Origin of the sequence: Erwinia sp. Leaf53 (assembly GCF_001422605.1) — a bacterium.
Lineage (GTDB): Bacteria > Pseudomonadota > Gammaproteobacteria > Enterobacterales > Enterobacteriaceae > Erwinia.
The window spans coordinates 142,714-157,525 of the sequence record NZ_LMLK01000012.1; the positions used below are offsets into that span (position 1 = coordinate 142,714).

Below are 14,812 nucleotides of genomic sequence, written 5' to 3' on the forward strand. Positions count from 1 at the left end.
TAACAACCCTGTGTTGCAATTAACTAACTCATGTCTAAATATTTCGCTAAGAAGATTCTCTATCAGCTGAGGTTGCCGCTGCAATCTGTTTTTAATCTCCGTTTACGTTCTGTGATGCAACTAACACTTAACGGCTGGCTGGCTGCTATCCTGCGATGGGGCGTTTTACCGACGTTGTCAGGAGAAAATAAATGGGTGAAAGATTTATCAGCGCGGACCATATTCGCGATCGTTTTTCTAAGGCCATGTCGGCGATGTATCAGACGGAAGTGCCGCAGTACGGCACCCTGCTGCAGCTGGTACGTGAGGTGAATCAGCAGGTGCTGCAGGACACGCCGCTGCCGCTGCCCACGGAAGAGTGGCCCGCTGCCCTGAACCGGCTGAGCGTGGAGCGCCACGGGGCAATTCGCCTCGGCAGCGCGGCCGAGCTTGCCACCCTGCGCCAGCTGTTTGCGGTAATGGGGATGGAACCGGTGGGCTATTACGATCTCTCTGCCGCCGGCGTGCCGGTGCACTCCACGGCGTTCCGCCCGGTCAGCGAGCAGGCGCTGCAGATTAACCCGTTTCGCGTGTTTACCTCGCTGCTGCGACCAGAGCTGATTGAGGACCCGGCGCTGCGCCAGACGGTGTGTGAGGTGGTGGCACAGCGCGATATCTTTACCCCGCGCCTGCGCGAGCTGCTGGCGTTGTGGCAGCAGCAGGGGGGATTTGACGACGGTGAGGCCGACGAATTTGTGCGCCAGGCGCTGGAAACCTTCCGCTGGCATCAGCAGGCGTCCGTCGATCTTGCCACCTACCAGGCCCTGCTCGGCCAGCACCGGCTGGTGGCCGACGTTGCCTGCTTCCGTGGGCCGCATATCAACCATCTGACGCCGCGCACGCTGGATATCGATCGGGTGCAGCAGCTGATGCCGGAGTACGGTATTACGCCGAAAGAGATCATCGAAGGGCCACCGCGGCGGCGCTGCCCGATCCTGCTGCGGCAGACCAGTTTCAAGGCGCTGAACGAGGAGATTTACTTTGCCGATCGGCAGCAGGGCACCCACACCGCCCGCTTTGGTGAAATCGAACAGCGCGGCGTGGCGCTGACCCGTAAGGGGCGCGCACTCTACGACCGCCTGCTGCTGGAGGCATCACAGGAGAAACAGGCGGATAACGCCAGCCACCAGCGCCACCTCAGCGCGGTGTTTGCCGCCTTCCCGGATGATGACGATACGCTGCGCCGCGAAGGGCTGGCCTGGTATCGCTTCCGGCGTAACCCGCAGGTCCCGGCAGAGCCGGGTGAAGATCTGGATGCGCTGATCGCCCGCGGGGCGGTGGTGGCCGAACCGATTATCTACGAAGATTTTCTGCCGGTCAGCGCGGCGGGAATTTTCCAGTCCAACCTCGGCACGGATAAGGGCCAGGTGAACAGCGGCAACCCCAGCCAGGGCCTGTTTGAGCAGGCGCTGGGCCGCGCGGTGATTGATGAGTTCAGCCTCTATCAGCAGCTGCAGCAGGACTCTCTGGATCGGCTGTGGGCGGAAGTTGAATAAGCGGGCAGAAACCTCGCGGCGTTCATACGCGTGGATCAGGCGAAAGGTGGCTGGCGGTTGAGTACGCGATCGATCACGTTCAGCGCCCCTTCATGGTTGTTACTTTCGGTATGGAAGCGCGCCACCTGTTTTACCGCCGGTTGTGCGTTAGCCATCGCGAAGCCAAAGCCGGCGTGAGCGACCATCTCGACATCATTACCGCTGTCGCCTACCGCCACCACTTCACTATCTGCAATCTGCCAGCGCTGTTGCAACAGCGCCAGGCCGTGCGCCTTGTGCACGCCGGGGATAATCAGGTCGACAAAACCAAAGCCGCTGGAGACCGGGGTGACAATGCCGTCAAGGGCATGGCCGACGTGGGCCATCAGCTGCGGGATATGTTCGTCATCCATATTCAGCGAAAACTTAAAGATGGTGTCGTTCAGCTGGCTGAAATCCTGACGCAGCTCCAGCCGGTGGTAGTGTTTCGACATCAGCGTGACCAGCGCCGGCGGCGACGTATCCAGCATGTAAGCGCTGCGCGGGCCGCAGACTACCACGTGAACGTAGGGCAGGTCGGACAGCACCGACAGCACCTTTGCCAGGTGGTCCTGACTCAGTTCGCCGCAAAACAGCGTTTCGCCTTTATCGACAATATTGGCGCCATTTTCGGCAACGAAGGCGATCTCATCGCGGATATCCGGGAAAAAACTGATCAGCTGGTAGTACTGGTTGCCGCTGGCGACGACAAACTTGATCTCCTGCTGTTTAATCTGCTGATACTGCTCAAGAAAGCGCGCTTTATTGTAGCGTTTCTCATCATTCAGAAAGGTGCCGTCCATATCGACGGCGATCATTTTAATCATTTTGCCAGGCCCCGGGTCAGTAGAAAGAACAACTTCCGTCATCATCGCGGGAAAATCATGCATGAAAAAGAGGTTGGTTTTTGCGGTTTTTTCCCCTTTTATCGCCTCTGCGGGTGCAGCAGTGGCTTTTATCAGAGAGAAGGCGGCCGGTTTTATGCCGCCAGGCTACTATCCGGTAATAAGGGGAAATCTTGAGTCAATAAAGCGGAAACTATTGTAAACGCTTATGACCTGTCCGACATACCGGGTGACCCGTCGGACAGGTTGATCTGCATCCCGGCGTGGCTACTCTGTGCAGCCCTGCGCCAGCGGCGTACGACGCTCGCTGATTCTCACCACAAAACTGGCGGCCCCCGCCAGCGTCAGCAGCACTACCACGCCGTTCCAGCCGGCTTTTTCCAGCACCAGACTGCCCAGCGCCGATCCAACGGCCATGCCGATAAACACGCCGGTAAACATCAGCGCATTCAGGCGGCTGCGGGCGGCCGGTTCGAGGCCGAAAATCAGCGTCTGATGGGACACCAGCGTGGCCTGCACGCCAAAATCAAAGCCCACCGCCGAGACGGCAATCAGCGCCAGCTGCAGCGGAACCGGCAGCAGCGGCAGCAGGAACAGCGTAGCGAAGGAGACGGTAGCCAGCGCGGTGGCAACGCGGGTGACCAGCGCCGGGCCGTGACGGTCGGCCATCATGCCCGCCAGCGGCGCGGCCAGCGCACCGGCTGCCCCGGCCAGGCCGAACGCCCCGGCGCTGGCGCTGCCCAGCCCGTAACGGCCGTGCAGCATCACCGCCAGCGTCGACCAGAAGGCGCTAAAACCTACCGATAACAGTCCCTGAGCCAGCGCCGCACGGCGCAGTGCGCCATGGCGCAGCCACAGGTGACGCATCGAGGCCAGCAGCGCCGGATAGCTGAGGCGGGTGCTGGGGGCGATATGCGGCAGGCGGCGCCAGAGGATCAGCGTGATCGCCAGCACCAGCCCGGCGGCCAGCATAAACATTGCCCGCCAGCCGGCATACTCTGCCACCGCACCGCTGACCACCCGCGACAGCAGGATGCCGAGCAGCAGGCCGGTCATCACCGTGCCGACGGTTTTGCCGCGCTGCGCGGCCGGTGAGAGGCTGGCGGAGGCCGGCACGATATCCTGCGCCATGGTGGCGGTAATGCCGATCGCCAGGCTGGCAATCAGCAGCAGCGTGATACTGCCCGCCGCCGCGCTCATCAGCAGCGCCAGCGTCAGCAGCACGCCTTTCAGGGTGATGATGGTGCGGCGATCGTAACGGTCGCCGAGCGGGGCCAGCAGCAGGATGCCCAGCGCATAGCCCACTTGAGTCAGCGTCGGCACCAGCCCGGCGGTGCTGACGCCGGCCCGCAGCCCGGAGGCGAGCAGCTCCAGCATCGGCTGGCTGTAGTAGATTGAGGCGACGCTGAAGCCGGCGCCCGCCGCCAGCATCAGTACGGTGCGCGCGGCCAGCGGTGACGCGGGCTGTTCAGCAGAAGAGAGCAGGGTGTCAGTGGACATGATTGATTACCTGATTAGGTCGTTAAGATGGCGCTATTGTGCGGGGTTGCCGTGATGCCCGGTAGACGGCTGAAAGGTAGAAGTGTTATACGTCATACGTATGAATATAATTAAATCACCTGCCACCGATCGCATAGAACTGATGCAGACCTTTGTGCGTATCGTCGAGGCCGGCAGCCTCTCCGCGGCGGCGGCGCGTCTTGCCACCACCCAGCCTACCGTCAGCCGACGCCTGCAGGCGCTGGAGAGCCTGCTCGGCCTGAAGCTGATCCAGCGCACCACCCACCAGATGAAGCTGACCGAGGATGGCGAACGCTGTTATCAGCACGCCTGCCGCCTGCTGGAGAACTGGCAGGGGATCGAGGACGATCTGCGCGGCGTCACCGAAGAGCCGCAGGGGGTGCTGCGGGTGCTGGTACCGCATGCGTTTGGTCAGGACCAGATGATCGCCCCGCTGCAGGCCTATCTGCAGCGCTACCCGCAGGTCACCGTTGAGTGGATGCTGCACGACAGGCAGGCGGATTTTCTGGCCGAGGGCATCGACTGCGCGGTACACGTTGGTGAAGTCACCGAGCCTTCGGTGGTGGCGGTGAAGGTGGCGGAAGTGCCGCGTATCGTGATTGCCGCCCCCTCGTTGCTGCAGGGCCGTGCGGTGCCCGACCGGCCGCAGCAGCTGCAAACGCTGCCCTGGCTGGCGCTGAGCACCTTCTATCGTCACAGCGTGGCGCTGACCCGTACACAGGGCGGAGAGGTGCAGCGTTTCGATATTCAGCCACGCCTGCTGACCGACAGCCTGTACGCGCTGCGCAACGCGGTGCTGGCCGGTCTGGGTGTCGGCATTTCGTCGGCGTGGGTGGTGCAGGAGGATATTGCCCAGGGGCGGCTGCTGCAGCTGGCCCCGGCCTGGCAGGCGGCGTCGCTGCCGGTGTATCTGGTCTATCCGCACGCGCGCTACTACCCGGCGCGCTTACGCATGTTTCTGGCGATGATGCGTGAAGCGATGCCGGTGATGAGTGGCGCCCGGCGCCCGGGCGGGCGCTGAAGGGGGGCAACGTCACTGGCTGAGGATCGCAGTACAGGTCGGGAAGGGGTACCAGGTGGTGAACGCGTCGCGCGTTCCGGTGAGAGGAGGGCAGGCCACGCGACGTTCTGCACGTGGCCTGCCCGGGAGGATTAACGCAGATCTACCGTCAGCTCCGGCGCGCCAAAGCTGACCACCGTCGCATGGGAGGCCTCAAACCAGCCGCGCCAGAAGGTTTCCAGCTGCTGCATGATTTTTCCGGAACGGTAGTTATTCTTCGCATCCGTGTCGATTAACCCGGCGCCGGCGATATAGACCCGGCTGCCGGCAAAATCGGCCAGCAGCTGCTGCTGGCTGACCCGCGCCATCTCTTTCGCCGGGGCCAGCAGGCGGATCTGATTACTGCTGTAGAAGCTGCCGAAATCGCTGTTCTCCAGCATATCGGAGACCAGCAGCACGGTACGCTGTTCGGCCGGGGTGGCTTTCAGATCGTCGGCAATACGCTTCAGGCTGTCCATAATTTCACTTTTCGCCACGTTATCGCCCTGACCGGCGAAGGCCGCAGCCATCTTTTTGCCGATGCTCTGGTCAAAGAACTGCTTCTGCTGCAGCAGGCAGCCGTCCAGTGATTTCAGGCTGTCCATACCCAGGCTGTTGCGCGCTTTCTGGTCAGTGAACGGACGTTCCAGCGTGCCGTCGAAGGCGCGCTTCATGTAGTTGTCCTGCAGCAGCGCCGAGAACTGATACATGATGATATGGTCGCCGGGCTGGGTGTAGCGCACCACCTGCTGCCAGATCGACTTTTTCAGGTCGTCCGGCACTTTGACCGTCTGATCGACGATCAGCACCAGCTCACGGCCGCCGCTGGCCGGACGCTGGGCGTCCAGTCTGGCAAAGCTGTAGCAGCTTGGAATGTCGTTACGGTCGGCAGCATAACCGCCAGCGGAAGCCGCCAGCAGCAGCAGGGCCATCAGACGCTTCATACCGTGGCTCCCCGCGCTTTATTCATCACCTGCTGCAGCTTCTGATGTTTCACCAGCGCGGCCAGCGGCAGATCCGTCCCTTCGGCCATCACTTCCAAATCTTCCTGATTGAGCACGGTCAGGTCACCCAGCTCGCTGATACGCTGCTTCAGCTCAGCCTCTGCGGCCGGGTTGGCCGGTGCGGTTGCGGCGGTTAACGTCGTTGCTGCAGGGGCTTCAGCGGGCACCGGAGCCGGGGCTGCGGGGGCTGCCGCTGTCACCGTAGCGACGGGGGCGCTATTCGCCGGGCTACCGCCAGCCGGAGCCGCCGTCGGGGCTGGCGCATAGCCGGCAGAGGTCACTGCCGCCGGGGTATAGCCGGCCGCCGTTACCGTCGGAGCCACGTTTTCTGCCGGCGCGGCGGCGGGCGCAGCCGGGGCCACGTTTTGTACCGGCGCAGCGGCAGGGGCCAGCGGAGCCGCAGGCGTTACCGACGCCACGGCCGGCACAACGGATGCGGCGACGGCGGCGGCGGCGGCGCTGACGGCCTGGGCTTCAGCCGCTTTTTTCAGCTGGCGTGCCTGCTGGTCGGCTTCACGCTTGTCGGCTTCCTGCTGCTTGCCTTCAATATAGTCCTGGAAGGTCGGCAGGCGCGTAAGCGCTTCACTCTGGCTCAGGCTGCGTTTCATCAGCAGCCGGTTCTGCAGGGTGGCGAGTTTATCCTGGGCGCTGCGCGCCACCTGCTCACGGCGCATGGCGTGGAAGTCGGCAAATTCCTGCGAGCTGCTGAAATCGCCGACGTACTTCGCCGCCGCCTTCGAGTCAATCCCGACCAGCGAGTAGTACATGCCGATCAGGATGCCGATCAGCTGTACGCCGACGAAGATCACCGACAGGATGATAAAGGTCAGCTTGGAGGCAAACACCCGGTTGCTGGCAATCTCTGCGCCGGCCTTGTTATCCGCCGCCGCGTTATCGGCCACCGCCTCTGCGGGCAGATCGAACGGCGACGCCGCAGGGCTGACCTGCTGGCTGAACGGTGAACCGTTCACGGCCTGGGTGTCCTGGTTATCGATGGTGGCGGCGCGGACAAAGTAGGCACCGATGGCAAAGAACAGGATCAGCGCCACGGCAATCCCGGTGGCCCAGTACTGCGGCGTCACCTGAGCGTTGTGCGGTACGCGGTTGAGCATCTGCAGATAGTTCGGCTGGTTGTCATCCTGGTAAGTGGTTTCCAGCGAAATATCTTTGTCATTCTGCAGCGCCAGCGCCGTATTACTGTGGCGGGCTTCGGTGTGCCAGTAGCGAATCTTCTTCAGCAGGGTATTGCGGTGCAGCTCTTTACCCATGCGGTGGGTGGCCGGTACCAGGATCACCCCGATCAGCACCGAGACCACGATCGCTGAGGCTTCGGCCTGGTTGGCGGTAATATTGGTGGCGATAAACGGTGACAGCACCAGCGCAAAGATAAAGGCTTCCAGCGCCACCAGCCCGGCGGTGCAGAACCACAGCAGCAGGCTGGTTGGTTTACGGCCGCGCTCGTCCACCTTGCTCAGGTAGTCGACGCAGTGCAGATAGAAGTCGGCGGTGTGATTGGAGGTGCGGTAGTACTTCCAGTACTTGGCGCAGATCGCCTCCTCGGACGGATACCACAGGCCCTGACCGGTGCCGGTTCGGCGCGGTTCACTGGCGCGTGACAGACGCGCAATATGGCCGATCACCGGCAGGCTGCACATCAGGTTCAGGAAGAAATAGCTGACCTGATCCCACCAGCGGATCACCACCACCGTCAGTACCAGCAGGCTGAGCACCGGCACAACGATATGGCGATACAGGGAGAACGCCTCCATAAGACTTTGCAAAAATTCCATCTGAGTTCCTTGAATTAGCTGCGTACCGGGGTATAGCCGGCCATATATTCGCTGTTGTGATTGCTGTAAAACAGTTGTCCCTGCTGCGCCTGTTTGGCCTTATTGGGCACCAGCAGATCGATACAGGAGATCGGCTGCTGTTGCGCATCCTGCAGCCAGACGCGGTACAGAATGCCGTCTTCACCCTGCCAGGCGTTGGCCACCGCGCTCAGCGCGGCGTCGGGTTTGCGGTTGTTCTTCTGGTAGTCGCGGGTGATATAGACCTTCGGATTCTGCGTTACCGTGGCGTCATCGCTGAGCACCCACACCGGGGAAAGCGTCACCAGATGGCCGTTAACCAGTCCGGCCCAGGCGCGGCCGTTCATGCCCGGCAGATACGCTTTGGTGGCGGTATCGACCGCTTTGCCGCTGGCGAGGTTTTTCGCCTGGCCGCTGAAGCGGGCGCTGTCGCTGTAGCAGCTTTTCATCACGCCACCGGCGTTGGCTTCGGAGATCAGGCTGAAGCCGCTGCTGCGCGGTTTCAGGTTCAGCGCCAGCGACGGCGTACCGCTGCTGACCGGCTGGCCGCCAAAATCAACCAGCGCCACCGGGCCACCGGCGCGTGCAGCGTTTTTTGCTGTCGTAGTCGGCTTCTCAGCGGCGGCGGTACGGGAGGATGAAGTGGAGGACGCTGGCGATGCAGAGGAGGCTGACGCAGCGGCAGAAACCGGCGACGACGATGATGCAGGGGCGGATGCCGTAGCCGATGACGATGCAGAGGCAGATGCAGACACCGAAGCAGTTGACGCCGAACGTGAGGTTTTCACCGCAGTTGTGCTGCGCCGCGTCGGGGAAGCTACCGGCGTAGCAGTGGTGCCGTAGCGCAGATAGGCGAGGTTGCTGCCCTCCTGCTCGAGGCGCTGTTTCAGTAGCGCCTCGCTGGCCAGCGCGGTGAGCTCCACGCGGCGGTTGGCCGCACGGCCGTCAACGGTGGCGTTATCGGCCACCGGACGTGAGGAGCCGGCGCCCTGGAAATAGAGGTTTTTCGCGCTCAGACCGGCCTGTTCCAGCACCCGCCCGACGGTCTGCGCGCGCTGTTCTGACAGCCGCTGGTTCGACAGCGCATTGCCGCTGGCATCGGTATGGCCGACGATCAGGATCACTCCACCCTGGTCGCCCTCTTTCATCGCGGCCGCCAGTTTCTTCACCTGACGCAGGCCATCGCTGGAGAGGCGGGCGCTGTCGGTATCGAACATGCCTTTGTCCTCGACCTGCGCCACCAGCCCTACCGCCTGCTTGCTGCTTTTGGCCTGGGCTTCCAGCGTGCGGGTTCGAATGGCGATATGCTCTTCCGCGGCGATTTTAGCCAGCGCCTTTTCGCGGTTCTGCCAGACGTTACCGGCCACGCAGCCCGCCACGCCGCCAATTAACCCGCCGACGAGGGCTTTTTTCGCATCGCCGGTGATCAGGTAAGTCAGGCCGCCGCCGAGGGTGGCGCCGCCGACGCAGCCGATGGCGGTGCCGTAATCCTGCCCGGCCTGGTGCATTCCGGCGCAGCTTGACGTCAGCGTCACCACCGCGGTGACCAGGCTTATTTTCCGTAACTTATAGCGTTTCAATTTCTCTCCTTACCCTGCCCTAAAAAGCCAAAATATCCGTTTATTCTCGTTGCGAAATAATCGTCGCATTATTTTTGGTCTGCGCCGGAATAGCGTTGTGCTGGTCCGACGTTGGAGATCGCTGGCCAAAATAATCCGCTCACCGTCATTAATGACGGCGCAGGGCGTTATTTCAGCCTGATAGAGATAAAGTTTGACTTAAGTTAACACGTTCTGCCTGAGGCACCCCATGAGGTGGGTTGGTCCGCAGTGGTTATCGTGTTGTTGGCGTAATGCCTTGAGAAACCCCGGTTAATGCATGCAGTCTTTCCCGTATGCTGCCACGCGACTGCCGCCTGAGATGCCTGCAAAAACGGCGAAATAGTAGAACATTTGAAGTGAATCGGTCAACCAACCCACGGGCGAAAATTCACCGCGATCGGTGGAGAGATCGCTGAATAAATAAGTCATCAAACGTCAGGAAAGTGATTAACCCTCACACCTCGTAAACAGGTTCCTCTATTTCAGCGGCATGATACAGGAGAGGACTAACCGCCAGCGGTTAATTAACGCGTGGCAATCCTTTTGCAGGGCAGGTCGACAGGTGCCGGTTGAGCAGCGTTGGCGCAGGAGCAGGGCTGTACGCTTCCGGTTTGCCATGGTCTGCGTAAACGCCGGGCCGATCGCTGAGGGTTTAGCGTAGCTTGTTCAGGTGCTGGCAACAACGCAGCCGCTACAACCGGCCGGTCAGCACGCTTTCATGCTCGTCAAGCAGCCGCAGCATCTCCAGCAGATAGCGATCCTCGCTGCCTTTTTGCCAGGCAATACTCAGCGGCAGCCCTTTCAGGTCGGCGTGCAGATCCAGGTCGATATAGGCGACGGCGTCGCTGTTCATATTGCGGTAGGAGGCCGGCACCACCGCCAGACCCAGCCCGGCGGCTACCAGGCTCAGGATGGTCTGCTTCTCTTCGGCAAACTGGCCAATATGCGGGCTGATCCCGGCCAGTTTGAACATCGTCATGGTCAGATCGTGACTGTGCGGGCGGGTACGCCGTTCGGGGATAATCATCGCTTCGTGGCTGAAGTCAGCGACGCTGACCCGGCCGCGCGCGGCCAGCGGATGGTCAAGCGGCACGGCCAGCACGCAACTCTCGCGGGTGATAAAACGCACCGCCAGGCTGGCGTCGAGGGTTTGCGGTTCACGAAAGAAGATCATATCCAGCCAGCCGGACTTCAGTCGTGGAATAAGGTTACTGGTCTTGTCTTCGATAATATGAATATCGCTGTTCGGGTGCAGCGGCACAAACAGATTTAACAGCGCGGGGACTAATCCGCGGGCCGCACTGTCAATCGCACCAATACGTAAGGTGCGGCGGTCGTCTTTTAATCCGCCTTTAAATCGCTGCGCCAGCGCGTCAAATCGCTCGATAATTTTTTGAGCTTCGTCAAAAAAAATAGCCCCTTCGGCGGTGAGCGAAACATTGCGCGTTGAGCGGTTTAACAACCGTACGCCCAGGTCATCTTCCAGCAGGCGAATGAAGCGGGAAAGTGACGCAGGCATCATTTCCAGCTTTTGGGCCGCGCGGCCGAAGTGCAGCTCTTCACCGACGGAAATCAGACAACGCAGTTGATTTATATCCACTTTTCACCCCTGAAAACATTGTTCAAATTATTTATATAATCTGGCATTAATGACCCGCCGCCGCAAATCAGCATACTGACTTCGACTACAAAAAAATAACACAACCCTACAAAAATCGGAGCACGTTAATATGAATCATCACCTCGAAAAAAGGGTGATGCGTAAAGTGACGTTACGCATTATTCCCTTCATCATGCTGCTCTACTTCATCGCTTTTCTCGATCGCGTCAATATTGGTTTTGCCGCGCTCACCATGAATCAGGATTTAGGTTTCTCGCCCACCATATTTGGCCTCGGTGCGGGGATCTTCTTCCTGGGTTATTTTCTTTTTGAGGTGCCCTCCAACCTGATATTGCACAAGGTGGGGGCGCGGATCTGGATCGCCCGGGTGATGATCACCTGGGGGCTGGTCTCCGGCTGTATGGCCTTCGTGCAGGGTACTACCAGCTTCTACACCCTGCGCTTTCTGCTCGGCGTCGCCGAAGCCGGTTTCTTTCCCGGCATCATCCTCTATCTCAGCTACTGGTTCCCGGCGGCACGGCGTGCGCAGGTAACGGCGATCTTTATGGCCGCCGCGCCGCTCTCTACCGCGCTCGGCTCACCGATTTCCGCCGCGCTGCTGGAGATGCACGGATTCCTCGGCTATGCCGGCTGGCAGTGGATGTTTGTGCTGGAGGCCATTCCGGCGGTGCTGCTCGGCATCGTGGTGCTGTTCTTCCTCACCGACCGGCCGGCGAAAGCCCGGTGGCTGACCGATGAAGAGCGCGAGTGGCTGGAGACGACCATGCTGGCGGAGGAGCAGGCGCGGGCGTCGAAACAGAGCCACAGCAGCGCATGGCGCGGGCTGGCGGACAAGCGCGTGCTGGCGCTGGCGCTGGTCTATTTCGGCACTTCGGCGGGGCTCTATACGCTGGGCATCTGGTCACCGCAGATTATTCACAGCTTCGGCGCTTCCTCAATGGAGATCGGTTTCCTCAACGCCGCACCGGCGGTGGTCGGGGTGATCGGCATGATCCTGTGGGCGCGCCACTCGGACCGCAGCAACGAGCGCAGCTGGCACGTGATCGGTGCCTGCCTGCTGGCGGCGGCCGGGCTGATCTATGCCGGCAGCGTCAGTTCGCTGCTTAGCGTGATCCTCGCGTTAACGCTGGTCACCGTCGGCATCAGCGCCTCGAAACCGCCGCTGTGGAGTATGCCGACCCTGTTCCTCTCCGGTCCGGCGGCGGCGGCGGGCATCGCCACCATTAACTCAATCGGCAACCTGGGTGGCTTCGTTGGGCCGATGATGATCGGCATCATCCGCCAGCAGACCGGCAGCTACACCGGCGGCTTGTACTTTGTCGCCGGGCTGCTGGTTATCTCGGCGCTGACCGTGCTGATCCTCTCGGCCAGAGGCGCAAAGCCGCAGGCCAGCAAACTTTCTCATCCTGAAACACACTGAACCCATTCGGAGACTATTATGCGTAACTACAAGATTGCTGCCATCCCTGCCGACGGTATCGGCCCTGAAGTGATTTCTGCCGGCGTCGAAGTGCTGCGGGCGCTGGAGCGCCACGATCCGCAGCTGAGCTTTGCCATTGAAACCTTTGACTGGGGCTCTGACTACTATAAGCAGCACGGGGTGATGATGCCGGAGAGCGGCCTGCAGACCCTCAAAGCGTTTGACGCCATCTACTTTGGTGCGGTGGGCGCGCCGGACGTACCTGACCACATCACCCTGTGGGGCCTGCGCCTGCCGATCTGCCAGGGCTTTGACCAGTACGCTAACGTACGGCCAACCAAAATCCTGCCGGGCATCACGCCGCCGCTGCGCAACTGCGGCCCCGGCGATCTGGACTGGGTGATTGTCCGCGAGAACTCGGAAGGCGAGTACTCCGGCAACGGCGGTCGTGCGCACCGTGGGCTGCCGGAAGAGGTCGGCACCGAGGTGGCGATCTTCACCCGCGTCGGCGTCACCCGCATTATGCGCTATGCCTTTACCCTGGCGCAGTCGCGTCCGCGCAGGCTGCTGACCGTGGTGACCAAATCTAACGCCCAGCGCCATGGTATGGTGATGTGGGATGAGATCGCTGCGGAAGTGGCGCAGGAGTTCCCGGACGTGCAGTGGGACAAGATGCTGGTGGACGCGATGACCCACCGTATGACGCTGCATCCGCAGAGCCTCGACACCATCGTCGCCACCAACCTGCACGCCGATATTCTCTCCGATCTGGCCGGCGCGCTGGCGGGCAGCCTCGGCGTGGCCCCGACCGCCAATATCGATCCGCAGCGCCGTTTCCCGTCGATGTTTGAACCGATCCACGGCTCGGCCTTCGATATCACCGGTAAAGGCATCGCCAACCCGGTGGCCAGCTTCTGGACCGCGGTGCAGATGCTGGAGCACCTCGGCGAGCATGACGCCGCCGCGCGGCTGATGGCCGGGATTGAGCACGCCTGCCGTAAAGGAGTGCTGACGCCGGACGTGGGCGGTAGCGCCACCACGGCCGACGTCACGCAGGCGGTAGTGGAATTTATCACCGCACGCTCCACCGTTGCTGAGACCGTCTGATGGATCATCAACAGGCCGCAGCCGTGCTGCAGGATATCTTCAATCGGGCCGTTGACCGCGCCCGCCCCGGGCTGGTTATTCCGCCGGCGCTGCCGGAAAAACCGCGCGGGCGCTGCGTGGTGATAGGCGCAGGTAAGGCCTCGGCGGCGATGGCCGCCGCCGTGGAGGCCGCCTGGCCGGACGTGGCGCTGAGCGGAGTGGTGGTGACCCGCTACGGCCATGCGGTACCGGCCGGGCGCATCCGCATTCTCGAAGCGGCGCACCCGGTGGCAGATGCGATGTCTGAGTTTGCCGCGCGGGAGATCGTGGCGGTGTTACAGGGGCTGACCGCCGACGATCTGGTGCTGGCGCTGATCTCCGGCGGCGGTTCGGCGGTGATGGCGCTGCCGGCAGCAGGGATTACCCTGGCGGATAAGCAGGCGATCGTCCGCGCGCTGCTGCACAGCGGGGCGACGATTAAGGAGATGAACCTGGTGCGCCGCCATCTGTCGGCGGTGAAGGGCGGTAAGCTGGCGGCGCTGGCGCAGCCGGCGCGGCTGGTGTCGTTGATGATCAGCGACGTACCGGGGGATAACCCGGCGGATATCGCCTCCGGGCCGACGGTGGCGGATGGCAGCACGCCGCAGCAGGCGCTGGCGGTGCTGCAGCGCTACCGCATTGAGGTACCGGCGGCGGTGCAGCGGTTGCTGAGCCAGCCGCTGGCCACGACGGCATCCGCTGCAGGCAACGGCGAGGTGCGGATGATTGCCACCCCGGCGCTGGCGCTGCAGGCGGCGGCCGAAGCGGCGCGGCGGCGCGGCATCACCCCGCTGATCCTCGGCGACGCCCTTGAAGGCGAGAGCCGCGAGGTGGCGATCGTGATGGCCGGCATCGCCCGCTCGGTGAAGCAGTACGGCCAGCCGCTGAGCGGCCCGGCGGTGCTGCTGTCGGGCGGCGAGACCACGGTAACGGTCAGCGGTGGCCGGGCGGGCAAGGGCGGACGAAATACCGAATTTCTGCTCAGCCTGGCCTGCGCGCTGCAGGGGGAAGCGGGGATCTGGGCGATCGCCGGCGACAGCGACGGCATCGACGGCACCGAGGACGCGGCGGGGGCATTCGTCGCCCCGGATACGCTGGCGCGGGGCCGTGAGGCCGGGCTGGAGGCGACCGGGTATCTGGAGGGTCACGACAGCTACAGCTACTTCCAGGCCACCGGAGATCTGATTATCACCGGACCCACCCTGACCAACGTTAACGACATCCGTGCGATCCTGATCGCCTGAATGCCGGCTTTCCCGACAGGCGGGAAAGCCG

At 62.2% G+C, this 14,812-nt stretch carries 11 protein-coding genes; 5 read left to right on the forward strand and 6 right to left on the reverse strand.

Translation table 11 applies throughout. The features are described from left to right. Nucleotides 1-191 precede the first annotated feature (191 nt). Entirely contained in the window at nt 192-1,535 is a 1,344-nt protein-coding gene (locus ASF13_RS09420; protein WP_056235271.1) for a VOC family protein, read from the forward strand. 35 nt (nt 1,536-1,570) lie between these two features. On the opposite strand, the gene ASF13_RS09425 is transcribed toward ASF13_RS09420, so the two are convergent. Then, the gene (locus ASF13_RS09425) at nt 1,571-2,380 is read right to left on the reverse strand and encodes a Cof-type HAD-IIB family hydrolase (RefSeq protein ID WP_056235272.1); all 810 of its coding nucleotides are present in this window, start codon (nt 2,378-2,380) and stop codon (nt 1,571-1,573) included. 285 nt (nt 2,381-2,665) lie between these two features. Further along, complete coding sequence (locus ASF13_RS09430) at nt 2,666-3,898, reverse strand: MFS transporter (RefSeq protein WP_056235274.1); 1,233 nt, start codon at nt 3,896-3,898, stop codon at nt 2,666-2,668. 100 nt (nt 3,899-3,998) lie between these two features. On the opposite strand from ASF13_RS09430, the gene ASF13_RS09435 reads away from it, so the two are divergent. Then, entirely contained in the window at nt 3,999-4,940 is a 942-nt protein-coding gene (locus ASF13_RS09435; protein ID WP_056235277.1) for a LysR family transcriptional regulator, read from the forward strand. Between the two features lie 131 nt (nt 4,941-5,071). Here the strand turns inward: ASF13_RS09435 and ASF13_RS09440 are convergent, their stop codons facing one another. The 4 genes from ASF13_RS09440 to ASF13_RS09455 form a co-directional block, all read right to left on the reverse strand. Continuing rightward, nucleotides 5,072-5,902 carry a hypothetical protein gene (locus tag ASF13_RS09440; RefSeq protein ID WP_056235278.1) on the reverse strand — a complete coding sequence of 277 codons (831 nt, stop codon included), beginning with the start codon at nt 5,900-5,902 and terminating at the stop codon, nt 5,072-5,074. Next, nucleotides 5,899-7,752, reverse strand: a complete 1,854-nt coding sequence (locus ASF13_RS09445) for a hypothetical protein (RefSeq protein WP_056235281.1) — start codon at nt 7,750-7,752, stop codon at nt 5,899-5,901. The genes ASF13_RS09440 and ASF13_RS09445 overlap by 4 nt, the downstream gene beginning before the upstream one ends. A 14-nt stretch (nt 7,753-7,766) precedes the next feature. Then, a complete protein-coding gene (locus tag ASF13_RS09450; RefSeq protein WP_056235283.1) occupies nt 7,767-9,350 on the reverse strand; it encodes an OmpA family protein in 1,584 nt (527 codons plus the stop codon). A gap of 712 nt (nt 9,351-10,062) precedes the next feature. Then, nucleotides 10,063-10,971 carry a LysR family transcriptional regulator gene (locus ASF13_RS09455; protein ID WP_056235286.1) on the reverse strand — a complete coding sequence of 303 codons (909 nt, stop codon included), beginning with the start codon at nt 10,969-10,971 and terminating at the stop codon, nt 10,063-10,065. A gap of 130 nt (nt 10,972-11,101) precedes the next feature. Between ASF13_RS09455 and ASF13_RS09460 the strand changes: the two genes are divergently transcribed. Genes ASF13_RS09460 through ASF13_RS09470 form a run of 3 tightly spaced genes read left to right on the forward strand, consistent with a single transcriptional unit; the run spans nt 11,102 to nt 14,781 of the window. Next, the gene (locus ASF13_RS09460) at nt 11,102-12,412 is read left to right on the forward strand and encodes an MFS transporter (protein WP_056235289.1); all 1,311 of its coding nucleotides are present in this window, start codon (nt 11,102-11,104) and stop codon (nt 12,410-12,412) included. A gap of 18 nt (nt 12,413-12,430) precedes the next feature. Further along, a complete protein-coding gene (locus ASF13_RS09465) occupies nt 12,431-13,519 on the forward strand; it encodes a tartrate dehydrogenase (protein WP_056235292.1) in 1,089 nt (362 codons plus the stop codon). Continuing rightward, nucleotides 13,519-14,781: a glycerate kinase gene (locus tag ASF13_RS09470; protein WP_056235296.1), complete on the forward strand. Its 1,263-nt coding sequence runs from the start codon at nt 13,519-13,521 to the stop codon at nt 14,779-14,781. Before ASF13_RS09465 ends, ASF13_RS09470 begins: the two co-directional genes overlap by 1 nt. Nucleotides 14,782-14,812 lie beyond the last annotated feature (31 nt).